The sequence below is a fragment of the Pseudomonas sp. FW305-70 genome (genome assembly GCF_058783925.1).
The window spans coordinates 1-24,750 of record NZ_JBYSYZ010000060.1; the positions used below are offsets into that span (position 1 = coordinate 1).

The 24,750-nt window shown below is 60.4% G+C and carries 21 protein-coding genes and 1 pseudogene; 13 read left to right on the top strand and 9 right to left on the bottom strand.

Annotation, left to right across the window (positions count from 1 at the left end):
• Positions 1–75: 75 nt before the first annotated feature.
• Positions 76–939: a LysR family transcriptional regulator gene (locus tag AC3WN7_RS26985; RefSeq protein ID WP_095967445.1), complete on the bottom strand. Its 864-nt coding sequence runs from the start codon at positions 937–939 to the stop codon at positions 76–78.
• A 96-nt stretch (positions 940–1,035) separates the two neighbouring features.
• On the opposite strand from AC3WN7_RS26985, the gene AC3WN7_RS26990 reads away from it, so the two are divergent.
• On the top strand, positions 1,036–1,947 hold the full coding sequence (locus tag AC3WN7_RS26990) for a DMT family transporter (RefSeq protein WP_102675657.1): 912 nt from the start codon (positions 1,036–1,038) through the stop codon (positions 1,945–1,947).
• 147 nt (positions 1,948–2,094) lie between these two features.
• On the opposite strand, the gene AC3WN7_RS26995 is transcribed toward AC3WN7_RS26990, so the two are convergent.
• Positions 2,095–2,805 (bottom strand): FadR/GntR family transcriptional regulator, encoded by a 711-nt coding sequence (locus AC3WN7_RS26995; RefSeq protein ID WP_007976831.1) that lies wholly within the window; start codon positions 2,803–2,805, stop codon positions 2,095–2,097.
• 280 nt (positions 2,806–3,085) lie between these two features.
• Between AC3WN7_RS26995 and AC3WN7_RS27000 the strand changes: the two are divergent.
• The 3 genes and pseudogenes from AC3WN7_RS27000 (at position 3,086) to ampC (ending at position 7,069) form a co-directional block, all read left to right on the top strand.
• A pseudogene (locus AC3WN7_RS27000) lies at positions 3,086–4,431 on the top strand (MFS transporter).
• 25 nt (positions 4,432–4,456) lie between these two features.
• On the top strand, positions 4,457–5,800 hold the full coding sequence (gudD, locus tag AC3WN7_RS27005; protein WP_102675655.1) for a glucarate dehydratase: 1,344 nt from the start codon (positions 4,457–4,459) through the stop codon (positions 5,798–5,800).
• A gap of 159 nt (positions 5,801–5,959) precedes the next feature.
• The gene (gene ampC / locus AC3WN7_RS27010) at positions 5,960–7,069 is read left to right on the top strand and encodes a class C beta-lactamase (RefSeq protein ID WP_409077327.1); all 1,110 of its coding nucleotides are present in this window, start codon (positions 5,960–5,962) and stop codon (positions 7,067–7,069) included.
• Positions 7,070–7,246: 177 nt separating this feature from the next.
• On the opposite strand, the gene AC3WN7_RS27015 is transcribed toward ampC, so the two are convergent.
• Complete coding sequence (locus tag AC3WN7_RS27015) at positions 7,247–7,594, bottom strand: DUF6124 family protein (protein WP_102675659.1); 348 nt, start codon at positions 7,592–7,594, stop codon at positions 7,247–7,249.
• Positions 7,595–8,117: 523 nt separating this feature from the next.
• On the opposite strand from AC3WN7_RS27015, the gene AC3WN7_RS27020 reads away from it, so the two are divergent.
• The gene (locus AC3WN7_RS27020) at positions 8,118–9,485 is read left to right on the top strand and encodes an AAA family ATPase (protein WP_095967452.1); all 1,368 of its coding nucleotides are present in this window, start codon (positions 8,118–8,120) and stop codon (positions 9,483–9,485) included.
• On the top strand, positions 9,478–10,113 hold the full coding sequence (locus tag AC3WN7_RS27025) for an HNH endonuclease family protein (RefSeq protein ID WP_095967453.1): 636 nt from the start codon (positions 9,478–9,480) through the stop codon (positions 10,111–10,113). The genes AC3WN7_RS27020 and AC3WN7_RS27025 overlap by 8 nt, the downstream gene beginning before the upstream one ends.
• 76 nt (positions 10,114–10,189) lie before the next feature.
• Here AC3WN7_RS27025 and AC3WN7_RS27030 read toward each other — a convergent pair whose 3' ends face one another.
• Entirely contained in the window at positions 10,190–10,741 is a 552-nt protein-coding gene (locus AC3WN7_RS27030) for a DUF4174 domain-containing protein (RefSeq protein WP_102675653.1), read from the bottom strand.
• Positions 10,742–10,921: 180 nt separating this feature from the next.
• Between AC3WN7_RS27030 and AC3WN7_RS27035 the strand changes: the two genes are divergently transcribed.
• Positions 10,922–11,290 carry a VOC family protein gene (locus AC3WN7_RS27035; RefSeq protein WP_095967455.1) on the top strand — a complete coding sequence of 123 codons (369 nt, stop codon included), beginning with the start codon at positions 10,922–10,924 and terminating at the stop codon, positions 11,288–11,290.
• A gap of 20 nt (positions 11,291–11,310) precedes the next feature.
• Here AC3WN7_RS27035 and AC3WN7_RS27040 read toward each other — a convergent pair whose 3' ends face one another.
• Both AC3WN7_RS27040 and AC3WN7_RS27045 read right to left on the bottom strand, forming a co-directional pair.
• Positions 11,311–12,096 (bottom strand): sulfite exporter TauE/SafE family protein, encoded by a 786-nt coding sequence (locus AC3WN7_RS27040; RefSeq protein WP_095967456.1) that lies wholly within the window; start codon positions 12,094–12,096, stop codon positions 11,311–11,313.
• A 218-nt stretch (positions 12,097–12,314) separates the two neighbouring features.
• Positions 12,315–13,064: a hypothetical protein gene (locus tag AC3WN7_RS27045; protein WP_102675658.1), complete on the bottom strand. Its 750-nt coding sequence runs from the start codon at positions 13,062–13,064 to the stop codon at positions 12,315–12,317.
• Positions 13,065–13,263: 199 nt separating this feature from the next.
• Between AC3WN7_RS27045 and AC3WN7_RS27050 the strand changes: the two genes are divergently transcribed.
• Both AC3WN7_RS27050 and AC3WN7_RS27055 read left to right on the top strand, forming a co-directional pair.
• Positions 13,264–14,085, top strand: a complete 822-nt coding sequence (locus AC3WN7_RS27050) for an aldo/keto reductase (RefSeq protein WP_095967457.1) — start codon at positions 13,264–13,266, stop codon at positions 14,083–14,085.
• A gap of 29 nt (positions 14,086–14,114) precedes the next feature.
• Entirely contained in the window at positions 14,115–14,585 is a 471-nt protein-coding gene (locus tag AC3WN7_RS27055) for a DUF1810 domain-containing protein (RefSeq protein ID WP_095967458.1), read from the top strand.
• Here the strand turns inward: AC3WN7_RS27055 and AC3WN7_RS27060 are convergent.
• The gene (locus AC3WN7_RS27060) at positions 14,550–16,910 is read right to left on the bottom strand and encodes a DNA polymerase II (protein WP_173862168.1); all 2,361 of its coding nucleotides are present in this window, start codon (positions 16,908–16,910) and stop codon (positions 14,550–14,552) included. The genes AC3WN7_RS27055 and AC3WN7_RS27060 overlap by 36 nt on opposite strands.
• 331 nt (positions 16,911–17,241) lie before the next feature.
• Here AC3WN7_RS27060 and AC3WN7_RS27065 point away from each other — a divergent pair, with 331 nt between their 5' ends.
• Positions 17,242–17,682 (top strand): CBS domain-containing protein, encoded by a 441-nt coding sequence (locus AC3WN7_RS27065; protein ID WP_015094223.1) that lies wholly within the window; start codon positions 17,242–17,244, stop codon positions 17,680–17,682.
• 125 nt (positions 17,683–17,807) lie between these two features.
• On the opposite strand, the gene AC3WN7_RS27070 is transcribed toward AC3WN7_RS27065, so the two are convergent.
• Positions 17,808–18,431, bottom strand: coding sequence for a glutathione S-transferase family protein (locus AC3WN7_RS27070; RefSeq protein ID WP_095967460.1), 624 nt, complete (start codon positions 18,429–18,431; stop codon positions 17,808–17,810).
• 260 nt (positions 18,432–18,691) lie between these two features.
• Between AC3WN7_RS27070 and AC3WN7_RS27075 the strand changes: the two genes are divergently transcribed.
• A complete protein-coding gene (locus AC3WN7_RS27075; RefSeq protein ID WP_102675651.1) occupies positions 18,692–19,054 on the top strand; it encodes a hypothetical protein in 363 nt (120 codons plus the stop codon).
• Between the two features lie 77 nt (positions 19,055–19,131).
• Here AC3WN7_RS27075 and AC3WN7_RS27080 read toward each other — a convergent pair whose 3' ends face one another.
• Positions 19,132–20,226: a DUF1615 domain-containing protein gene (locus tag AC3WN7_RS27080; protein WP_102675650.1), complete on the bottom strand. Its 1,095-nt coding sequence runs from the start codon at positions 20,224–20,226 to the stop codon at positions 19,132–19,134.
• A gap of 281 nt (positions 20,227–20,507) precedes the next feature.
• Between AC3WN7_RS27080 and AC3WN7_RS27085 the strand changes: the two genes are divergently transcribed.
• Both AC3WN7_RS27085 and AC3WN7_RS27090 read left to right on the top strand, forming a co-directional pair.
• Positions 20,508–22,718 carry a TonB-dependent receptor gene (locus tag AC3WN7_RS27085; RefSeq protein WP_102675649.1) on the top strand — a complete coding sequence of 737 codons (2,211 nt, stop codon included), beginning with the start codon at positions 20,508–20,510 and terminating at the stop codon, positions 22,716–22,718.
• A gap of 414 nt (positions 22,719–23,132) precedes the next feature.
• The gene (locus tag AC3WN7_RS27090) at positions 23,133–24,668 is read left to right on the top strand and encodes an FAD-dependent oxidoreductase (RefSeq protein ID WP_102675647.1); all 1,536 of its coding nucleotides are present in this window, start codon (positions 23,133–23,135) and stop codon (positions 24,666–24,668) included.
• The last annotated feature ends 82 nt before the right edge of the window (positions 24,669–24,750 follow it).

Below are 24,750 nucleotides of genomic sequence, written 5' to 3' on the forward strand. Positions count from 1 at the left end.
GGGGACGGCACATTCAAAGTCAATGTTGCCTGACACACCGCCTTCGCGAGCAAGCCCGCTCCCACAGGTACTGCGTTAAGCAAATTCCTCGCGGAGCATCGCCACGAACGCCTCACGCGCCGGGTGCACCCCGGCGTTTTCGTGCCAGTAGAACAGGCTCTCGATGGCCGTCAGTTCGGGAAACTCAAACGCCACGCACCCGGCGCCCTTGGCGTATTGATCGAAAACCCCTTTAGTCACCAGCGCCACACCGGCCCCGGCGCTGACGCAACCGACAATCGCGCCATAGCTGGCCAGGCTGACAATCGGCAGCGCCAACCCATTTCGCAATAGCCAATGCTCCATCGCCGCCCGGTAAGGACAGCCCTGGGGCCAAAGGAACATCGTCTTGTCATGCAGGTCCGTCACGCTGCGCAACGGCCCCAGGGATGTCGAGGCGATCAGCAGCAACTCTTCGCGGTACATCGGCGTGCGCTTGAGGTGCGAACGTTCGACATCCACCGCGACGATGGCGCCGTCGAGCTTGTGATTGAGCGTGTCGTCGAGCAACTGGCTCCAGGTGCCGGTGGTCAGTTCCAGCGCTACCTGCGGGAAACGCTTGTGGAATTTCGCCAGCAGGCGCGGCAAACGCCCGGTGGCCGACGATTCGATGGCGCCGATGCGCAACGGCCCTGAGGGTTCGGCCGAAGGGTCGACCGCCCGCTTGGCCTCGGCGGTCAGGGCGAGAATTTTCGAGGCGTAGGCCAGGAAGGTCTGCCCCGACGGGCTGATGCGCAGCCCTCGGCCTTCGCGCAGGAACAGCGCGACACCCAGCTCAGCCTCGAGGGCCTTGATCCGTGCCGTGATGTTGGACGGTACGCAATGCAACAATTCGGCCGCGCGGGCGATGCTGCCGACGTCGGCCACGGTCTTGAACATGCGAATCTGTGCCAGCTCCATACATCACCCATAGTGAACGATTAGCACAGTATAAGTCAGTTGTGGCGAACGATAGGCTTTCTGATACTCCGTGCATCAGCCCACAGGTGCACGACCATGACGCCGCTCACACCCTCCCCCGTTTCACCCTGGAAAATCATTCTGGCCATGGCATTTGTCGTGGCGTGCTGGGGATACTCCCCGACCGGCATTCATATCGGCTTGCAGGCCTACGACCCCGTGCACCTGGCCCTGCTGCGCTTCCTGCTGGCCTCCGTGTTCATGGCCGTGGTCGCGGTCATCAAAGGCATTCGCCTGCCCAGCCTGCGAGACTTGCCGCTGATGTTCGGCCTGGGTTTCTTTGCCGTGAGCCTGCATCACGTGGCGATCAACTTCGGGCAGCAGGGAGTCAGCGCAGGCGCTTCGAGCGTCCTGGCCCAGACCACGCCACTGTTCAGCACATTGATCGCGCGCTTCGTGCTCAAGGATCAGGTGAGCCTGTGGCGCTGGGGTTGTGTGCTGCTCGGGTTGTTTGGCGTGGTGATCGTAGTGGCGGGCGATCATGGCCTGGGCAGCATTGACGCCCACGGCTTGCTGATCCTGCTGGCGGCGGTGTCATGGAGTCTCTACTTTGCCCTGCAAAAACATCACACCGGGCGTTACGACGGGCTGACGCTGGTGTGCTACACGGTATGGTCCGGTACGGTGCTGTTGTTGATTTTTCTGCCCGGCCTTGTGGATCAAGTCGCCCTGGCGCCGATGCGCGTGCAGTGGGCAGTGATTGCCCTGGGGATATTCCCCAGTGCCCTGGCGTACCTGGCTTGGGCCTATGTGCTGGCGCATATCGATTTGAGCCGGGCGACCATGACGCTGTATTTGACGCCGCCGACGGCGATGGTGATTGCGTCTTATGCGCTCGGCGAACGGCCGACGTTGATGATAGTGGTGGGTGGGCTGGTGGTGTTGGCGAGCGTGCTGGCGTTGAATCTGGAGCGGCGGGCTGTGGTTGTTCAGGTTGCTCGGGTCTGATCCATGTTTTGCGCCGTCTGGCCTGACGCCTTCGCGGGCAAGCCCGCTCCCACAGGGTTTTATGGTTGCCGCGGTTCCTGAGCACGACCCAGAACCTGTGGGAGCGTGGCTTGCCCGCGATGAACGATAACGCGGTGTCACTGACGATCAGCTGGCCGAAAACCGGTCACGACTGTTGGTCAGGTGCAACCACATCGCCGCCCGCGCCGCGTCCGGGTCCTGGCGCTTGATGGCGTTGAGGATCGCCTCGTGCTCAAGATTGGCCAGCTCGCCGAGCTTGCTCAAGTCCACGGCCCCCCGCTCGGCCGCATTGACCCGGGTGCGCGGGATCATGGCGCTGCCCAGGTGCTGCATGATTTCGGTGAAGCAGACGTTGCCGGTGGCTTCGGCGATCAGCAGATGAAAACGCCGGTCCGCTTCGACACAGCTGTCGTTGTTGGCCAGCAGGCTTTGATAATCGTCCAGCGCTTCACGCATCTGCGCCAGTTGCAGATCGGTGCGGCGAGTTGCCGCCAGCGCCGCCGCCTGGGTTTCCAGGCCCATGCGCAACTCCAGAATGCTGCGCACCCCCAACGCCGTGTCGACATTCAGTCGCAACCCCTGCTCCGGTGCGCGCTCGATCACGAACGTGCCAATGCCATGCCGGGTTTCCACCAGCCCCGAGGCCTGCAATTTAGAGATCGCCTCGCGCACCACCGTGCGACTGACCCCGTGTTCCTGAACGATGGTGTTTTCCGACGGCAGCTTGTCGCCGGGCAACATCTGGCCGAGCAGGATGCGCTGGGTCAGTTTCTCCACCAGGTCATGGGCCAGGTTGTGGCTGCGCTTGCGGGCGGGTGCTTCGAGGTCTTCTTGCATGAGGGTGTCCGGAAATCAGGGCTATCGAATCCTAGCACCGCGCCGGGCGGGAATCCTGAAAAATCTCGCCCAACTTGTATGACAACACTCAACAAACAGCCCATATCGATTCGCTTTAAAGGCCACCCGCCACCATCGCCAGAATAAAAAATCTCTAATACAGCACCATTTCATTGAACAAAGGCGGTTGCAACATCAAAAAATCTAGTTGTATGATGTCTATCAACAACGCAGCACTCAGCTTCACCCCGCATAAAAATAACGAGTGGGAGAAAACGCAGTGAATACATCCGTCTCCGGGATGCACGACGACGCCAATTCAGCGCTGAAGTCCGCCATCGCCAAAGTCAAACGTCACGTCTTGCCGCTGTTCGTCATCATGTTCATCGTCAATTACATTGATCGAGTGAACATCGGTTTCGTCCGCGCCCACATGGAACACGACCTGGGCATTGGCGCGGCCGCCTACGGCCTCGGCGCCGGCCTGTTCTTCATCGGTTATGCGCTGTTCGAAGTGCCCTCCAACATCCTTCTGCAAAAAGTCGGCGCCCGCATCTGGCTGACGCGGATCATGCTGACCTGGGGCCTGGTCGCCGCAGGCATGGCGTTCATCCAGAACGAAACCCACTTCTACATCCTTCGATTTCTGCTGGGCGTGGCCGAGGCCGGATTCTTTCCCGGGGTGATCTACTACTTCACCCGCTGGTTGCCTGGCGTAGAGCGTGGCAAGGCGATTGCCATCTTCCTCAGTGGCTCGGCGATTGCCTCGCTGATCTCCGGCCCCCTGTCCGGTTTGCTGCTGCAAATCAGCGGACTCGGCATGCATGGCTGGCAATGGATGTACTTCATCGAAGGCATGTTCTCGGTGGGTCTGTGTGTTTTTGTCTGGTTCTGGCTCGATTCCAAACCCCACGATGCCAAATGGCTGAGCCGCGACGAGCAGGACGCGCTGGTCAAGGCCATCGACGACGAGCAACTGGCCCGCGAAGCCGCCACACCGATCAAGCCGTCACTGGGCAAGCTGCTCAAGGACCGCCAGATCATCCTGTTCTGCCTGATCTACTTCTTTATCCAGCTGACCATCTACGCCGCGACTTTCTGGCTGCCGAGCATCATCAAGAAGATGGGCGACCTCAGCGACTTCCAGGTCGGAATGTTCAACTCGATTCCGTGGCTGCTGTCGATTGTCGGCATGTATGCCTTCGCCTCGTTGTCGGCCAAGTGGAAGCATCAGCAAGCCTGGGTCGCCGCGGCCCTGCTGATCGCCGCTGCCGGGATGTTCATGTCCACCACCGGCGGGCCGGTCTTCGCCTTCGTCGCGATCTGTTTTGCGGCGCTGGGCTTCAAATCGGCCTCATCGCTGTTCTGGCCGATTCCCCAGGCTTACCTGGACGCACGCATCGCCGCCGGTGTCATCGCGCTGATCAACTCGGTGGGCAACCTCGGCGGTTTCGTCGCGCCGACCACCTTCGGTCTGCTGGAGGAACGCACCGGCTCCATCCAGGGCGGACTCTACGGCTTGGCCGCGACCTCGATCATCGCCGCAATCATTGTCTTTGCCGCACGCAACAAACCCAAGGTCGCCCCGTCACCGCACCGGGCAAACCAGCGCCCCACCACGCCTGAATCATTGGTTTAAAAGGATAACAACATGACCGCACACGACATCGCCAAAGCCCCGATCATCACCAGCCTGCAGGTTGTTCCGGTGGCCGGCCACGACGGCATGCTGCTCAATCTCAGCGGCGCCCACGGCCCGTTTTTCACCCGCAACATCGTGATCCTCAAGGACAACGCCGGCCACACCGGTGTCGGCGAAGTGCCGGGTGGCGAGCGCATTCGCCAGACCCTGGAAGACGCACGCAGCCTGGTGGTCGGCAGCCCGATCGGCACCTACCAGAAGATTCTCAACCAGGTACGCCAGACCTTCGCCGACCGCGATGCCGGCGGTCGCGGATTGCAGACCTTCGACCTGCGCATCACCATCCACGCCGTCACCGGCCTGGAAGCCGCGCTGCTCGATCTGCTCGGCCAGCACCTGGACGTGCCGGTCGCCGCCCTGCTCGGCGAAGGCCAGCAGCGCGATGAAGTGAAGATGCTTGGCTATCTGTTTTATGTCGGTGATCGCAACGAAACAGACCTCGCCTACCGCAGCGAGCCCGACGCCGACAACGACTGGTTCCGCGTACGTCACGAAAAAGCCATGACCGCCGAGGCGGTGGTCCGCCTGGCCGAGGCGGCGCACGCGCGTTATGGCTTCAAGGACTTCAAGCTCAAGGGCGGCGTGCTCAGCGGCGACGCCGAAATCGAAGCGGTCACGGCCCTCGCCGAACGCTTCCCCGATGCGCGCATCACCCTCGATCCGAATGGGGCCTGGTCACTGAAAGAAGCCATCCGCCTGTGCCGCGATCAGCACCACGTACTGGCCTACGCCGAAGACCCGTGCGGGGCGGAAAACGGTTACTCGGGACGCGAAGTCATGGCTGAATTCCGCCGGGCCACGGGGCTGAAAACCGCAACCAACATGATCGCCACCGACTGGCGGGAAATGGGTCACGCGATCCAGTTGCAGTCGGTCGACATCCCCCTGGCCGATCCGCACTTCTGGACCATGCAGGGTTCGGTGCGCGTGGCGCAGATGTGCCACGAATGGGGCCTCACCTGGGGTTCGCACTCCAACAACCACTTCGACATTTCCCTGGCGATGTTCACCCACGTCGCGGCAGCCGCGCCGGGCGAGATCACCGCCATCGACACCCACTGGATCTGGCAGGATGGCCAGCGCCTGACCAAGGCCCCGCTGCAAATCGTCGACGGTTGCGTGCAGGTGCCGCAGAAACCGGGGCTGGGGGTGGAACTGGACATGGATCAGGTCGCCAAAGCTCATGAACTGTACAAAGGCATGGGCCTGGGGGCACGGGATGACAGCGTGGCCATGCAGTTTTTGATTCCGGGCTGGACGTTCGATAACAAGCGGCCGTGCCTGGTGCGTTGAAACGCCAAGTGAGTTGATTCAAGGGTTGCGCGTGGCCGCCTGTTGGCGGCCGGGTTAAAAAGCGCTCGGAGCATGGCGCTTAACCCCCTAAAATGGCGCGCAACTGAATCAACGACGGATGAAACCCACATGGACAGGCTGAAAACCATCGCCGCCGGCATGGCGATATTTGCCGCAGGCCAGTGCGTGGCACAGGATCAAATCGAGACGGTGGTGAACGCCGCCGTACAACCGGTGATGCAGGCCGAAGGTATCCACGGCATGGCCGTGGCGGTCACCGTCAACGGCCAAGCGCACTACTTCAACTATGGCGTCGCCTCGAAAGAAACCGGCAGCCCCGTCACACAGGACACCCTGTTCGAAATCGGCTCCGTCAGCAAAACCTTCACCGCCACCCTCGCCGCCTACGCCCAGGCCACGGGCAAACTGTCACTGTCGGACAAGGCCAGCCAAGTCCTGCCGGCCTTGCGCGGCAGCGCTTTCGACAACATCAGCGTGCTGCAACTGGGCACCTACAGCGCCGGCGGCTTGCCGCTGCAATTTCCTGCCGAATCTGATTCGGCCGACAAAATGCTCGGCTACTACACACAATGGAAACCGCTCTACGCCCCCGGCAGCCACCGACTGTATTCGAACCCCAGCCTTGGCCTGTTCGGCTACCTCGCCGCCCACAGCATGGGTCAGCCGTTTGATGACCTGATGGAGAAAACCCTGCTGCCGAAACTGGGCCTCAAGCACACCTATGTGCATGTGCCGCAGGACCAGATGGCGCTGTACGCCCAGGGCTACAACAAGGACGGTAAGCCAGTGCGGGTCACTCCCGGGGCGCTGGATTCCGAGGCGTACGGGGTGAAAACCAGCGCCGCAGACTTGCTGGCCTACGTCGACGCCAACATGAAGCCGGCGTCTCTGGAAAAGCCGTTGCAGCAAGCCATCGCCTTGACCCATAGCGCCTACTACAGCGTTGGCGACATGACCCAGGGCCTGGGCTGGGAGATGTATCGCTACCCGATCACACTGGATCGCTTGCTCGACGGCAACTCCACGCCGATGGCCATGGAGGCGCACAAAGTCCAGTGGCTGCACCCGCCGCAAGCGCAGCCGCAGAACGTGTTGATCAACAAGACAGGTTCAACCGGTGGCTTTGGCGCTTACGTGGCGTACGTGCCATCGAAGGAGATCGGCATTGTGATGCTGGCCAACAAAAACTTCCCGAATGCGCAGCGGGTCAGGATTGCGCATCGGATTCTCAGCGCCCTTGCCCAATAAGCCTTGCTTGAAAAAGGGGGCTACTAGAGGTTAATGCCGATCAGTCAAGGGATCGGCCAGCGCGGAACCTGTGGCGAGGGAGCTTGCTCCCGCTGGACTGCGCAGCAGGCCCATTTGTTGGGGCCGCTTCGCTGCCCAGCGGGAGCAAGCTCCCTCGCCACAGGTTAAGTGTCACGCTTAATTGATCGGCACACCTTCGGGTGGGTCGATATTGTCCAGCGCGCGGTTCACCAACAATTCGCCCACCACTGCCAATTGCTGAATCGACAGGGCCACATTGCGGTTGGAGCTTTCCAGGTTACAGGCCAGATCGGTGACCAGCACGTTCAGGGACGCTAGGGTTTCACAGGCGTGGCACAGCAGCGTTGGGGTGTCGACGTTTGGGAGGATGGTGAAGATGTGACTGACCGGGTCGGCGTGTTTGGGGTTGCGCAAGCGAGCGCTGACGGCGGGTTCGGTGATGTCTGACAGTGGGGAATTTGAGTCGGATGGGGATTGCGGGGGATTCGGACTTAGCTTTTTCATGAAGAAGTACCATTGGGGATTGTTGAGAAAACTACCCATCTCACTTCCACATGAGGGTGGCAGCTGTACGCAGGTGTGGAAGTCCAGGTCAATCCACCAAAACCCGGTGCACTCGAAAGTGCTCCCGCGCACAGCCGCCAAAACGCGGCAATGTTGACATAAAAAATGTCGACTTGCGCTCCAGGGGCATTGGTAGATGGCTTGAACCAACGGACTTCCACATCCGACCGCTGATTTGCAGCGGCTGAAGAAGACTATCGATACGGTCTAATGGGCACCAGTTCACGGGATACGCCACGCCTTGAAGGAAATTTCCGACGCAATTGAAGTCCTTTGCCTACGCTCGATTTTCTAAGCATCTAGTTACAAACACCTTTTTGCTCATGACCGTTGTGATGCAGGCGAAACCGTTGTATCTAATGGACCTCCCAAGCCTGCGAACGGCATCGGATCAATCCGTGGCCGGGAATGACATAATGCGCGCTCAACTATTCAAACCGACTGACCCTAAAAGGGCGTTGTAATGGAAATCAGCAAATTCAAGGTCACGGATGTCGGTCGGTTTACCGAATTGGACATTCCGTTGGCCCCCACCCCACAACATCCTTCAAATGTGACGGTCTTGGTGGGGAATAATGGAGCAGGGAAAACCACCCTTTTGAAATCACTGGCTACCTCTTTGAGCTGGTTGGTTTCAAGAATTCGCACCGAAAAAGGCAATGGCAATCACCTTGCGGAAGAGGACATTCGAAACGGCACTTCTGTCGCGTCCATTTTGATTGCCGTAGTAGACATGTCTCAGGCAAATCCAAACAATCCCGAGGCTGATCCTGAAGATGCACTGTTTAGATGGGGAATTGCTCGCACCAGGCAAGGCCGGAAGTCTACTGTTCATAGCGAATTATCAGATGTCACTCGCTTGGCGGACCACTACCGCAACCAACTGACAGCAGATGACAAGGCCTCACTCCCACTCATCGCCTACTACCCCGTCGAACGCTCGGTTCTGGAAATCCCACTAAAAATCCGCACCAAACACACCTTCGACCAACTCGACGGCTACGACAACGCATTGAATCGCGGCGTCGATTTCCGTCGCTTCTTCGAATGGTTCCGTGAACGCGAAGACAGCGAAAACGAAACCGGTGTATCCGACACTGCGTTAGCCGAAATTTCCGCAAAGTTTGGCAAGGACAGTGATATCTGGAAAACCCTTTCCCAGTTGAAGGCTTCGTCTCGCGACCGTCAATTGACGGCTGTTCGCTCAGCTATCGCCGCATTCATGCCCGGCTTCAGCAATTTGCGAGTGCAGCGCAAGCCACGCCTGCACATGGCAATCGACAAGGACGGCGTGACGCTTAACGTCTCCCAGCTCTCGCAAGGCGAAAAGTCGATGATGGCGTTGGTCGGCGACATCGCTCGCCGATTGGCGATGATGAATCAGTCTCTGGACAACCCCTTGGAGGGTGACGGCATCGTCCTGATCGACGAGGTCGATTTGCACCTGCACCCCAAATGGCAGCGCAGCCTGATTCGGCAGTTGAGCGAGACCTTCCCCAATTGCCAGTTTGTCCTGACCACTCACTCGCCGCTGGTCATCAGCGACGCGAAAGACGTGCTGTGCTACGTGCTCAATGACGGGGAACTGCAGGAACACAATGGTCTGTATGGATTGGATGCCAATCAGGTGTTGCTGGAGGTCATGCACACCGATGTACGCAATAGCGACGTGCAAAAACGCCTGAATCAATTGCTCAAACATTTACAAGATGGCGATCTGAACGGTGCGAAAAAACTGTATTCCGAGCTTTCTCTAGAGCTGCCAGAGGGACATCTGGAGTTGGCGAAGGCGGCTTTGTTGATCCGTAAGCTGGAGCTACGTCGTGCGTAAGATCGACAAAGGCATGGAGCCACCCTCGTTGACTCGCTTTAAACGCTCGAACAACACGTTGCGTTACCGGGACTTACCGCCGGAAGAAAGTCGGTCCATTCGATCATCCTGTATCTCGGAACAATACGGCTTATGTGCGTATTGCTGTCAGTCGATCACCGTTGATAGCGCTCACAACGAACACCTTGAAGCCCAGGATCGTGCGCCGAATCGAACCCTGGACTTTTCCAACATCGTCGCCAGTTGCCAGCGCCTGCACCAATGCGGCCATGGTCGAGGAACACGGGTGTTGCCGCTTACGCCCTTGATGGCCGAATGCGAGTCCGAATTGAAGTTCTACTTGTCCGGCCTGGTCGCGGGAACGACCGAGCGGGCCAAATTAACAATTCAGACATTGAATCTGGGCCATACAGAGCAAAGTAACAAAGGACTTGTTGGCAAACGAAAAGCGATGGTTGATGCGCTCATTTATAGTCAGAGCGGACCTCCGGAAGAGCTGCAATTTGAAGACGAAGAACTCCTAAGCCTGCTTTTGGAGGATCTGAAGGTTCCCGATGCGGCTCAATGCCTTCAGCCTTTTTCGCCCGTGCTGGTCAATGTCATCCATCAAATTCTGGCTCAACCTTGAGCGAGAGTCAGCGGTTCTTCAGGTACGGGTTGCGCTGCTGTGCAGCGAACACAGGCTGTGCTCGCTGCAACAGGGATCAATCATCCGGCATTTCCGGTGGCTTGGCAGGCTTGGCCGGTTTGCTGTTTTTCCCGGGCTTGGCGCCCTTGGCCGCCGGCTCGGCTTCAGCGACGGGAGCGGCCACTGTCGCGGTAAATTCTTTCTCGGCCGCCGGCAATTGATCGACTGCGCTGAAAATCTCGTCCAGCTTGATGGCGTCCGATTGTTCCAGTTTCTTTTCGCCGTCCTTGCCGACCAGAATCACCTTGGTCTTGGCGCCGGCACCCAGCTTGAGCGAGCGGATCAGCGCCGCGGTGTCCTGTGGCCCGAGGTCTTTGCCGTCGCGCTGGCCCATCAGGTTGAGCACGGTGTAGAGCACCATGTTGCGGTCGGTAAAACCCTTGCGATTGGCCGGCTCATCCAGCGACTTTTTCAGGCTGACCCAGGTCGGATCCACGGTGCTTGGAGCGATGACAATCAGTGGTCGGGCCCTGCCCTTGTCCATGTCCAGTGGTGAGTCGCCATCGGCGGCGAACGAGGTGCCGGCAATCGCCAGCAAGATAGCCATGGTCAGTGACCTGATGAGCATGCGCATCTCCTTTTTGATATCCACGCTCTAATGATTGCGCATCGCGGCGATTGTTCCGGGTGACGTACCGCAAATTTTTTCGCCTTGTCCCAAGCTTAGGTCAGGGCGGTCATTGCGCAACAGGCTGGGCTAATCTGAACACTCATGACAACCCGCTTGATCCGTCGTGAGGAGCTGGGCATGAGCACTCAATTGAACCACACCATCGTCTGGTGCCGGGACAAGCAGGTTTCGGCGAATTTCCTGAGCGGCCTCCTTGGCCTGCCCGCCCCGGAGCCCTTCGGGCCGATGCTGATCGTCAAACTGGATAACGGCGTGTCGCTGGATTTCTACGACAACGACCCGCCGATAGCGTCTCAGCACTACGCATTCCTGATGGGCGACGAGGACTTCGATGCGGCCTTCGCCCGCCTGCTGGCCAACGGTCAGCCATGGTGGGCCGACCCGGGTAAGCAGCGTCTGAGGGAGATCAATGATTACGCGGGAGGACGGCGGGTGTATTTCGATGACCCGGACGGGCATCTGCTGGAAATATTCACCCGCGAGTGAAGCCGGCGTGGCAGCCTCGATCAGAACGCCAGTTTGTAGCCGATCAACAACAGCATGGTCGCCAGGCAAGGGCGCAGCAGTTCGTCGGAGATGCGCCCGGTCAGGTGGCTGCCCAGGTAAATCCCCGGCAACGATCCCACCAGCAAGTAACCCAGGACCTGCCAGTCCATGTTGCCCATGCTCGCATGGCCGAGGCCGGCGACCAGGGTCAGCGGCACGGCGTGGGCGATTTCAGTGCCGACCAGGCGGCGGGTCGGCAGCATCGGATAGAGAATGAACAGGGCCACGGTGCCCAGTGCACCGGCGCCGATGGACGTCAGCGCGACCATGGTGCCGAGGACCAGGCCAGTGATGACCGTCAGGACATTGAGGCGCGAGCCGCTGGGGTTGTAGTGGCCGCCAGCACGTTTGTGGGCGAAATCCAGCAGACGCTTCTTGAACAGAATCGCCAGCGCCGTGGCGAATAACACAAAGCCGAGGGCCTGCTTGATGATCGCGTTCATCGCATCGGGGCTGGAGTGCAGGCTGCTCAGGAACCACAACGTCAGTGCCACCGCCGGCACGCTGCCAAGGGTCAGCCAACCGGTAATCGCCCAGTCGATGTTGTTGTTCTTTCGGTGAACCAGCACGCCGCTGGACTTGGTGATCGCCGCGTAGAGCAGATCGGTACCGACCGCCGTCGCCGGGTTGATACCGAACCACAGCAGGATCGGGGTCATGAGCGACCCGCCACCGACGCCAGTCATGCCGACAATGAAGCCAACCACCAACCCGGCCACGACCAACCCGATGTTCACTAAATCCATTGATACGTCCACAAAGATCGCAGGGGAAATCTGGCCCGCAGCATAGCGATATTTCTTATAACCAGTTATATCGATGCGATCTATCTTTATTCCGGAACCATCATGTAACCCTGTGGGAGCGGGCTTGCTCGCGAAAGCGGTGGGTCAGTCAATATTGACGCTGCCTGACACTACGCCTTCGCGAGCAAGCCCGCTCCCACAAGGAATATGTGTCGTGCTCACTGCACCGGCAGGAAATTCAGGAACACCAGGCTCTGGGCATAGTTCAAGCCGATGCGCCGGTAGCGCTCGTCGAGCATCTGGGTCAGCAGGTCCAGCCGGGCGACGATCTTGCCGAACTCGACGGCAAAGCTCAGGTTGCTGCCCTCCTCCGAGATTTCGTTGGAAAACAGCAGGGGTTGGCCTTGCTTGTCTTGTCGCTGGCTGAGGATCCAGGTGGCAATCTCGATGTTGCGTGCGGCATTGCTGACGAATACCGGGTTGATCGTATCGGTCATATAAAACTCGGTGCGATTGCCATGGGCGGTCACCAGCATGCTGCCGATGGCATAGATGAACGCTCCGACCCGATCGCCGAGAAATTCCGGGCTCATGGCAAAACGCAGGGCCGCCAGGTCCTTTTTGCCGCCCAGGGTCGGTAATGGCTGCTGCTGTTCAATGGCCATGCGCACTTGCTTGCCGGCCGTACGGGCATCGAGGAAACCGGACTTTTTCAGCTCATCGGGGTTGCGCAGGTAGAGCTTGCCCATAATCAGGTAAAGGCTGTCGAGGTTGTCGCGCATGGTCAGGGTGGCCATGCGGTCGACACTGGTCTGCAGGAACTCCTGGGGTTTGCCTTCGCGCATCTGGGTGATGATGTCGCTGCCTTGCTGCTGGCTGCAACCGGTGACGAAGAACATCGACAGACCTGCCAGCAGCAGGCAATGACGGCGGATTTTTGTGCTGTTCGCGGGTGAAACTCGAGCCATGGGTTCTTGAACTTGGGCATGGGCCGACGGTGGGGATCGCCGCAGGCTGCCATGGATAGAGCCAGGCATTTCGAAAAAGTGCAGTATCGGGCGGCACCAATCGATCACCGGCAGGGGAATGTTCATAGAAAAAACGGATCAGAACATCATGAGAACGGTACACAGCGCCTACATCACCGAATACACACAGGAGGTTTGCATGCGCACGCTTGAATTGGCTGGCGCCCAGGTGCCCGTCATTGGCCAGGGCACCTGGCAGATGGGCGAGGACCGCTCTCGGCACAGGGAAGAAGTCGCGGCACTGCGCCAGGGCATCGAACTGGGCATGACCCTGATCGACACCGCTGAAATGTACGCCGAAGGCGGCGCCGAGGAAGTGGTCCGCGATGCCATTGCCGGACAGCGCGACAGCGTCTTTGTGGTCAGCAAGGTGTACCCGCACAACGCCAGCCGCCAGGGCATTGCCCAGGCGTGCGAGCGCAGCCTGCGCAGGCTCGGCACCGATTACATCGATCTGTATCTGCTGCATTGGCGTGGCCAGTATCCGCTGGGGGAAACCGTCGACGCCTTCGAGCGCCTGCGCGATGCCGGCAAGATCGGTCGTTGGGGCGTGTCCAATTTCGACCTCGATGACCTGCTGGAACTGGATGCCCCGGCCTGCGCCACCAATCAGGTGCTCTACAATCTTGAGCAGCGCGGCATAGAATTTGATTTGTTACCCTGGAGCCAACAGCAGCGGCTGCCGGTCATGGCTTACTGCCCGATCGGCCAGGGTGGAGAAATGCTCGCCAATGCCACGCTCAAGCAGGTGGCCGCCCGGCACGGCGTCACACCGGCACAGGTGGCGCTGGCATGGATAATGCGCCAGGACGGCATGATCGCCATCCCCAAAGCGGTCCGGCCCGAGCATGTGCGACTCAATGCCCAAGCTGCCACGCTGCAACTTGAACCCGGGGATCTGGAGGCGCTGGACCACGCGTTTCATGCGCCACAACGCAAACAGCGGCTGGCCATGGTCTGAGCCAACGCAGTCTGTCTGAGAGCTTCGCCATGAGAAGCACCGACCACCTGGACCCGTTCAATCTGCAACGCTTTCTCCAGGCTCAGGACCCGGTATTCGACCGGGTTCAAGACGAGCTGAACAACGGACACAAGCGCAGTCACTGGATGTGGTTCATTTTTCCGCAGTTTGCCGGGCTCGGCGGCAGCGAGATGTCGCGCCGCTTTGCCATTCGTTCGCGGGAGGAGGCCCTGGCCTACCTTGAGCATCCGTTGCTGGGCCCCCGCCTGCGCACCTGTACCCAGGAAGTGTTGAACATCCGGGAGCGCTCGGTGGCCGGGATTTTCGGTCATCCCGACGACCTGAAATTTCATTCCTCGATGACCCTGTTCGCCCAGGTCGATGCCGCCGACAGCCTTTTCCAGCAAGCCTTGAACCAATACTTCCACGGCATCCTGGATGACTGGACCTTGTCGCTGATGGACTCAAAACAGGCCCAGCTGCCCCCCAATCAGGGTTGAGAAGTCGTCGTCGACAAACGGCAGTATCGCGTCCGCCACCGGTTGCAGTTGCCGGGTGATGTAGTGGTCGTAATCGATGGGCGCGCTGCGCACTTCCAGCGGTTCGGGGCCGGCAACGGTGATCACGTAGCTGATCCAGCCGCCGTTCTGGTATTGCCGCGGGCGACCCTGGCTGTCGTTGTACTCATCGGCCAGGCGCGCCGCGCGTACGTGGGGCGGGACGTTACGCTGGTAGTCATCGAGGGTGCGGCGCAGACGCTTGCGATAAACCAGCCGGTCATCGAACTCGCCGGCCAGGGTCTTGCGCACGTAGTCACGCACGTAATCCTGATAGGGTTTGCGCAGGAAGATCCGCGAATACAGCTCTTGCTGGAATTGCCGGGCCAGCGGCGACCAGTCGGTGCGCACGGTTTCCAGGCCCTTGTAGACCATTTCGTCGCTGCCATCGGCGCGGGTCACCAGTCCGGCGTAGCGCTTTTTGCTGCCTTCTTCGGCACCGCGAATGGTCGGCATCAAAAAGCGCTTGTAGTGGGTTTCGAACTGCAACTCGAGAACGCTTTGCAAGCCGTATTCCTGCTGCACATGCTCGCGCCACCACTGATTGACGTGCGCGACCAGCGCCTGGCCGATCTGTGCCGCCTCCTGCTGGCCGTGGGCGCGACGCAGCCAGACGAACGTCGAGTCGGTGTCGCCGTAAATCACTGCATGCCCCTGGGCCTCGATCAACTGGCGGGTGCGCAGCATGATCTCGTGCCCGCGCAAGGTGATGGACGATGCCAGGCGCGTGTCGAAGAAGCGACAACCGCTGGAGCCGAGCACCCCATAGAACGCGTTCATGATGATTTTCAGCGCTTGGGACAGCGGTGCGTTGTGTTCGCGCTTGGCGGTTTCCCGGCCTTCGGCGACCCGGGCGATGATGGAGGGCAGGCAATGCCGGGTGCGAGAAAAGCGTGCGCCGCGAAAGCCCGGCACCGACTCGCTGTCGTCCGGGTGCTTGAGCCCTTCTATCAGCCCCACGGGGTCGATCAGGAAGGTGCGGATGATCGACGGATAGAGGCTCTTGTAGTCGAGCACCAGTACCGATTCGTACAGTCCCGGTTGCGAATCCATGACGAAACCGCCCGGGCTGGCTTGAGGTGGCTTGCCCCCGAGGTTCGGCGCGACGAAACCCTGACGGTGCATCAGCGGCATGTACAGGTGGGTGAATGCCGCCACCGAACCGCCCATGCGATCGGCCGGCAGTCCCGTGACGCTGGCCCGCTCCAGCAGGAAGGTGAGCAACTCGGTCTTGGCGAAGATCCGCGTGACCAGTTCGCAATCCTTGAGGTTGTATGTGGCCAGCGCCGGTTTGTCCTCGGCGAACATGCGATTGATTTCGTCCATGCGCTGGTACGGATTGTCGATGGACTTGCCCTCGCCAAGCAGGGTTTGCGCGACGTTTTCCAGGCTGAACGAGGGAAAGCTCCAGGTCGCCGAACGCAGGGCCTCGATACCGTCGATGATCAGGCGGCCAGCGGCTGAAGCGAAGTAATGTTTGCCGTTGCCATGTTCGCGCCACTGCATTTCCTCGCCGCCACGCCCCAGTTTCAACGGCACCGCCAGGCGCCGGGCGTGTTCGTGAAGCACGCGCAAGTCGAACTGCACGACGTTCCAGCCAATGATCGCGTCGGGGTCGAACCGGGCAAACCAGTCGTTGAGTTTTTTCAGTAGCAGGGTCCGCGAATCGCAGTATTCAAGCTGGAAATCCACCTGGCTATCGTCGCCATTGGGCGCGCCGAGCATGTACACCTGACGCTCGCCGCAGCCTTCCAGGGCAATCGAGTACAACTCGCCCTGGGCCGTGGTCTCGATGTCCAGGGACACCAGTTTCAAGCTCGGCCGATAGTCGGGATCGGGTTTCATCTGCGCGTCGAGCAGCAACCCCTCGGCATTCGGCGTGCCACTGAAGCGCACTGGCGCGGTGATGAAGCGTTCCATCATGTAGCGTTCCGGCGGGCGCACGTCGGCTTCGAACACGTCGACACCGGCCCGGCGCAACGCGGTTTCCAGGCGCATCAACTGGCCATGTTGCCGGCAGTAGAGTCCGAGGACCGGACGATGGTCGAAATCCTGCAGGGCCAGGGGCCTGAGCTCGACGTTCTTCTCGTCATGCAAAACGCTTTCGGCCTGCAGACGCTGCGCAGCAGGGATGAACGCCACCGAGGGCTGGCAAGGCAGGCGGATGCGCCGGGGACCGCTGTCGGTCGCCAGCCAGAACTCGACTTCCGTACCGGCCGGGGTGTCGCGCCAATGCCGGGTCAGGACGAAGCCCTGCTGTAGATCCACCACTGCAAACCTCAACGTTGATTCAGAGGGTGATTCTACCTGTCATCGGCAGGGATAGCGCGTATGGCCCCGGGATTCGGGATGAACATAAATCCTGTGGGAGCGGGCTTGCTCGCGAAGGGGCCAGCACATTCAACATCTTTGCTGGCTGACAGTCCGCTTTCGCGAGCAAGCCCGCTCCCACAGGTCAGGTGCTGGCCGCAAATAAGGGGTTTACCGAAGAAAAACCGCCGAATGACGTTTTTTGCGTGTTATCTGCCGCTTTCGCTCTTGCCCTGAGCGCTTGCGTCTACGATTCTTCAAGGACAACGACAACACCCGAGTAACCACCATGAAAACCGTCGCCCAACTGCTCAAGCTCAAAGATCAGAAGAATCAGGAAGTGCATCAGATCAAGCCCGATCACATGGTGCTCGAAGCGCTGATGAAGATGGCCGAGAAAAACGTCGGCGCCTTGCTGGTGGTGGAGAATGATGAAGTGCTGGGCATCATCAGCGAACGGGACTATGCGCGCAAACTGGTGCTGCACGGCCGCTCCTCGGTGGGCACGCCGGTGCGCGACATCATGGTGTCACCGGTGATTACCGTCGACACCCATCAAACCGTGGATACCTGCCTGGGCATCATGTCCGATAAACGCCTGCGTCACTTGCCAGTGGTCGAAGGCGGCAAATTGATCGGCCTGCTGTCGATCGGTGACCTGGTCAAGGAAGCGATTGCCGAACAGGCGGAGTTGATTCGCCAGCTGGAACAGTACATTCGCGGGGAGTGAGCCGACACACCGAGGCCCCTTGTGGGAGCGGGCTTGCTCGCGAAAGCGGTGGGTCAGTCAACATTAATGCTGCCTGACACTACGCCTTCGCGAGCAAGCCCGCTCCCACATTTGGTATTCGGTGTTCAGACTGGCCAATGCCGGGCGAACACCGGTGCCAGTGCCGGGTGGCGGTCGATGCGTTCCAGCCAGGCGAAAAACCCGGGCCGCGTCGTGCGCAAATGTTCCCGACTGCCCGCCCATCGCGAGATCACCGCCGTCAGCACATCCAGGGCCCCCGGCTTCTCGCTGCCCAGATACAGCTCGCCCGAAAACTGGTCGGCAAACACCTCCCAACTCCAGTGCAGGCGCCGGCGGGTTCCCTCCATGAGATTCTGCCTGGACGACTCATCCGCCCCGGCCAGCCAGCGTTCGGGGTAATCGATGATGCCGATGGCCGCATAGCAATTGCTGACGATGTACGCCATGGCGCGAATGGCCTGGTCCCGCTCGGCCGGGTCCTGGGGCAACAACCTCGACGCGGGAAAGCTCAACCCGAGGTGAATCAGGATCGCCACGCTCTCGGTCAGGACAGCGCCATCGGGGAGTTGCAGGGTTGGAATCTGTTTGAGCGGATTGAGTTTCTCCAGCGCGTGGGCCGCCTCCGCGGACGCCTCGACATCAATGAAGCGATAAGGAACATCACAGAGTTCAAGGGCGGCCTCGATGGCCGCGGCCCCGGAGTTCTGATGGCCGTAGAGCTGGTACATAATCGTCTCCTTGCACACCGCGATCTCTGCAGTGCCTCATCATCCGTCCCGGCAGAGGAACGCGCCAGCTTTCCAGTGTAGAAGCCGCCACCTGCCACGCAGCGACCATCCGACGATCGCACCATCAAGCTCACAAGAGGTATGGCGCAGGTCCTATCACTGCCATCGATGTTCACCATCACCTCAATGAAGTTCTCTTAAAAAATCCACGGCGTAACATCTGCTCCATACCAACCCATAAGCACCCCGGAGCACACATCATGAAACGCCAAACCCTCCTCAGCATCGCTTTCTCGGTTTTCGCAGTTAACGCTTTCGCCGCTACTTCTGCTCAACCTGTGGTCGCTGAAGGCGGCTCGGATCGTCTGATTGAAAGCCGTGTGGCCGAGGGTGGCTCCGATCGACTGATCGAAAACCGCGTCGCCGAAGGTGGTTCCGATCGCCTGATCGAAAACCGCGTTGCCGAAGGCGGTTCGGATCGCCTGATCGAAAACCGCGTTGCCGAAGGCGGTTCGGATCGCCTGATCGAAAACCGGGTCGCCGAAGGTGGTTCGGATCGTCTGATCGAAAACCGCGTTGCCGAAGGTGGTTCCGATCGCCTGATCGAAAGCCGCGCTGTCTGAATGCAGGGCTTTACCGCAGGACTCGACGAAAACCCGGCCTCACCCGCCGGGTTTTTTATGCTTTTTTTAGCCCGCGATTACTTCCCTGCCCGCGCCATGCAGCGCTGGTAACGTTCATCGACCCGTTTGGCGAACCACGCGGTGGTCAGTTTGCGCGTGATTTTCGGGCTTTGCAGCACGATCCCCGGCAACACTTCACGGGGTAACGGCCGACCTTCGACCCGTTCGGCCAGTTCGAAAACCCGTCGATAGAGTTTGCTGTCTTCGAACGCCAGGGTATTGCCCTCTTCCAGTTGCCCGCGGATCGTCGGATTGCGCATGTCCAGTTGCTTGCCGAGGGTACGCACGGCCAGTTCCGTGGTGCCGGGCATGATCGAACCGTAACGCACCAGGTCGCCATCCAGCGCCAACGGGACACCGGAAGCCCGGCTCACTGCGTTCTGAAACGCGGCATTACGGCTGGCGTACCAACCCGCGTTGAAGTCCGCAAAGCGGTACAGCGGCTGCGGGTAGCTTGCCGGATACCCCAGCAGGTGCGCGATGCCGAAATACATGCCACCGCGCCGGGTGAACACTTCACGACGGATCGAGCCCTGCACCGGATACGGGTAGCCCTTGGCCTGCTGCTCGGCAAAATCGATGCTGACCTGCATCGGTCCGCCGGTATGCACCGGGTTGAAGCCACCGAACAGGGTTTTGCCCATCGGTACCATGCCGATGAAGTCGTCGAAAATGCCACTCAGCTCCTTTTCACTGCGCGCAGTATTCAGGCGGGCGCTGTAGCTTTTGCCGTTGGGCGAGTCGAGCTTCAACGCACCGCTCACCAGCAGGCCGGGAATGTGTGCCTTCGCGGCGCGACGGTCGATCTCGTCGCGGGCGATCTTGCCCAGGCCCGGTACGCTCGGATCAACCTGAAAGGTCGACTCCTGTTCGGTCACGGCCAAAACCGCGCACAGGTTTTGCGTGGTCGGCGAGATGTCTTGCGCGGTAAACGCCACCTGAATGTCTGTGGCCCAACCCTGGGGGTCGGCGGCTTTGGCCGGCAGCAATCGCACAATCTCAGCCTTCACCTGGGCCGGACTACGCGCCGCCGATTCCTGGGTCCGCTGGCTGCCGCAACCGGCCAGTATCAACAAAGCGGCGATGCTGAAGATCAATCGATTGGCTTGCATGTCGTTCCATCTAGTCCTTGGGTCCGGCTTAACCATACGAGCAATGTCAGGGCAGCGGCTATGACCGTTGTCCACCGCGTGCCTCTATTTGCCACTGAAACGGCCCTGAAGCCCCGTTATCCGAAATCTGCGCGTGCAGAAAACGCCTGTGTACCTTGCAGAAAACGCATTGCATAACGTTACTGAGAACAACTACCATTCGCGCTTGGAGTCGTATTTGCGCATGGAGTTCCCGCGCCGCCCCTTTTTCCAATCGGCCGCGCGCCGTCCAGGAACCCATCATGACCACTCCAGCACGACTCTGCGTGCCTTTTCGCCCGACGCTACTGGCCCTGTTTTGCTCCTTGTCCCTGACGGCCCATGCCGCAACGCCCGAAACAACCGAGGCCCAGGGAAAACCGCTGGTGCTGGGCGACGTCAATGTCAACGCCCAGGCTCCGGCACCGTCCGACCTGCCCCCGGTCTACGCCGGTGGTCAGGTCGCACGCGGCGGTCAACTGGGTATCCTGGGCAACCAGGACATCATGGACGTTCCGTTCACCATGACGTCCTACACCGAAGCGTTGATCCGCGACCAGCAGGCCGAAACCGTCGGCGATGTGCTGCTCAACGATGCCTCGGTGCGTCAGGCTTCCGGTTTTTCCAACCAGGCCCAGACCTTCATGATTCGCGGCCTGCCCCTGAACGGCGATGATATTTCCTTTAACGGCCTGTACGGCATCCTGCCGCGGCAGATTATTTCCACTGATGCCATGGAACGTGTGGAAGTGTTCAAGGGGCCGAACGCCTTCATCAACGGTGTCACCCCGACCGGTTCCGGCATCGGTGGCGGCGTCAACCTGCAACCCAAGCGCGCCAGTGACGTGCCGCTGCGACGGTTCACCACGGACATCAGCGACGACGGACGCATCGGCGAACACCTGGACATCGGTCAGCGTTTTGGCGAGGACAACCGCTTCGGTGCCCGCCTGAACCTGTCCCAACGTGAAGGCGACACCGCCATCGACGACGAGAACCAGCGCTCCAAACTGTTCGCCCTGGGCCTCGACTACCGCGGCGATGCGCTACGCCTGTCCGGCGATTTCGTCTATTCGAAGGAACGCATCAACGGCGGCCGCAGCTCGGTCAACCTTGGCGACGCCACGCACATCCCGGATGCGCCCTCCGCCGACACCAACTACGCGCAGAAGTGGGGCTTCAGCGAGATCGAGGACACCTTCGGCATGCTGCGCGCCGAATACGACCTGAACGACAGCTGGACCGCCTACGCCGCCGGCGGCGCCAAGCACACCCGCGAAGTCGGCAACTACGACTCCACCACCCTGGTGGGCAACGATGGCAGCTCGGTGACCAGCGGTTCGTTCATTCCCCACGAAGAAGATAACACCAGCGCCATGGCCGGCCTCAATGGCCGTTTCGCCACGGGTCCGGTGACCCATAAACTGAACTTCGGCCTGGCCGGGATCTGGACCCAACAGCGCAACGCCTTCGATTTCGATCTGACCCAATACCCGAACAACATCTACCACCCGATTGACGTTCCGGCGCCAGCGGGCGGCTTCTCCGGCGGTGACCTGGGCGATCCGGGCATCACTGGCAAAACCTTCATGCGCAGCGCCGCCGTGTCCGACACCCTGGGCTTTATCGATGATCGCCTGCTGGTCACCCTGGGCGTACGCCGTCAACAGCTGGTCGTTCAAGGCTACGACTACGACACGCAAAACCGCACGTCCAACTACGACAAGTCGATCACGACGCCGGTGTACGGCATCGTGTTCAAGCCGTGGGACCATGTGTCGTTCTACGCCAACCGTATCGAAGGCCTGGCCCAGGGCCCGACGGCTCCGACGACCTCCGGCTCCAGGGTCGTGGTCAACGGCAATGAAGTGTTTGCACCGTCGCGCTCCAAACAGGTTGAAGCCGGGGTCAAAGTCGACATGGGCACCTATGGTGCGACCCTCGGTGTGTACCGCATCGAACAACCGGCTGACGGCTACACCCAAGTCATCGACGACACCACCGCTGTGTTCGTTCATGACGGTGAACAGGTCAACAAGGGCGTGGAGCTCAATGTCTTCGGCGAACCCATCGACGGCCTGCGCCTGCTCAGCGGCGTGACCGTGATGGACGCCGAACTGAAGAACACCCAGGACGGCCTCAACGATGGCAACCGGGCCATCGGCGTGCCGAGCTTCCAGTTCAATACCAGTGTCGATTGGGACGTGCCGGGCCTGCCGGGCGCCGCCCTGAACGGACGCATGTTGCGCACCGGCGGCCAATACGCCGACGCGGCGAACAACCTCAGCCTGCCGGCCTGGAACCGCTTCGATGCCGGCGCCCGCTACGCGTTCAAGGTCCAGGAAAAAGACGTGACCGTACGCCTGGGCGTGGAAAACGTCGCCAACAAGAGCTACTGGGAATCGGCCCAGGGGGGTTACCTGACCCAGGGCGAACCGCGCACGGCGAAGCTGTCGGGCACCATCGACTTCTGATTGGGGGCAGCCCTGTACCTGTAGGAGCGAGCTTGCTCGCGATGGACGTTAACGATAACGCGTACTTTCTGGATTAACGCAGCGCTCTTTCGTTCATCGCGAGCGAGCTCGCTCCTACAGGGGGCCGAGTACCTGTACCTGTAGGAGCGAGCCTGCTCGCGATGGACGTTAAAGATAATGCGGACTTTCTGGATTAACGCGGCGCTCTTTCGTTCATCGCGAGCGGGCTCGCTCCTACAGGGGGTCGAGTGCCTGTATCTGTACCTGTAGGAGCGAGCTTGCTCGCGATGGACGCTAACGATAACGCGTACCTTCAGGATTAACGCGGCGCTCTTTCGTTCATCGCGAGCGAGCTCGCTCCTACAGAGGGCCGAGTCGTCCATACTTGTTCTACCCAGCGAGGAGGATGAGTTCATGCACAGAAGCGATGTGTTGATCATCGGCGCCGGCCCGACCGGCCTGGTCCTGGCGTTGTGGCTGAGCAAGCTGGGCGTGCGCGTGCGGATTGTCGACAAGGCCTCGGCCCCAGGCACCACGTCCCGGGCACTGGCTGTCCAGGCGCGGACGCTGGAACTGTATCGACAACTCGGGCTGGCCGACGCGGTTGTGCAATACGGCCATCGGGTGGCGGCTGCCAACTTCTGGGTCAAGGGTGAACCCGTGGCGCACTTGCCACTGACCCAGGTCGGCGAGGGACTGACACCCTACGCGTTCCTGGAAATTTTCCCGCAGGACGAGCACGAACGGCTGCTGATCGAGCGCCTGCAAGCCTTCGGCATCTCGGTGGAACGCAACACCGAACTGGCCAGCTTCGAGCAAACCGCAGACGGCATCACGGCCACGCTGCATCTGCCCGACGGCCAGCAGGAAATCTGTCAGGCCTGTTTCCTGGCCGGGTGCGACGGCGCCCGGTCGATTGTGCGCAAGACCCTGGATACCGGGTTTCCCGGCGGTACCTACCAGCAGATTTTCTACGTCGCCGACGTACAGGGCAGTGGCCCGACATTCAACGGTGAACTGCACGTGGACCTCGACGAGGCGGACTTCCTTGCCGTGTTCCCGCTGGCAGGCAGTGGCCGCGCGCGCTTGATCGGCACCGTACGCGACGAGCGCGCCGACCACGCCGAGACCCTGTGCTTCGAAGACGTCAGCAGCCGGGCCATCGAGCACATGAAGGTGCAGATCGAGCAATTGAACTGGTTCTCGACCTACCGCGTGCATCACCGGGTGGCGGATCATTTTCGCAATGGCCGGGCGTTTCTGCTCGGCGATGCGGCCCATGTGCACAGCCCGGCGGGCGGCCAGGGCATGAACACCGGGATTGGCGATGCCATCAACCTGGCCTGGAAGCTGGCGGCCGTGCTGAGCGGCGCCGCCGAGGCCAGATTGCTCGACACCTATGAAACCGAGCGCATTGCGTTTGCGCGCAAACTGGTGGCGACCACTGACCGGGTCTTCACCTTCGTCACCGCCGACGGGCCGATGGCCGATTTGCTGCGTACGCGCCTGGCGCCGTTCCTGATCCCGAAAATCACCTCGTTCGAAACCTCCCGCCAATTCCTGTTTCGCACGGTGTCGCAGATCACCCTGAATTATCGGGGCATGCCGTTGAGCACAGGCGTTGCCGGGCATGTGCACGGCGGTGACCGCCTGCCCTGGGCCCATGACGGTGAGGGGGACAACTTTGAGTCACTGAAATGCATGACCTGGCAGGTGCATGTCTATGGCGACACCAGCGACGAGATGATCGCCTGGTGCAACGAGCACCATCTGCCGCTGCATGTGTTCGACTGGCGACCGGCGTTCGAAGCAGCGGGCCTGGGGCGCAACGGCTTTTATCTGTTGCGGCCCGATACCTATGTAGCGATTGCCGAGACGTGCGCGGACCCGAAAGTGATCGAACGGTATTTCCGCGATCACGGGATCCGCTCGTTTTTTGGCACGCCCTGATTCAACACAGATCAAAATGTGGGAGCGGGCTTGCTCGCGAAGGCGGAGTGTCAGTCAATACATTTGTCACTGACACTCCGCC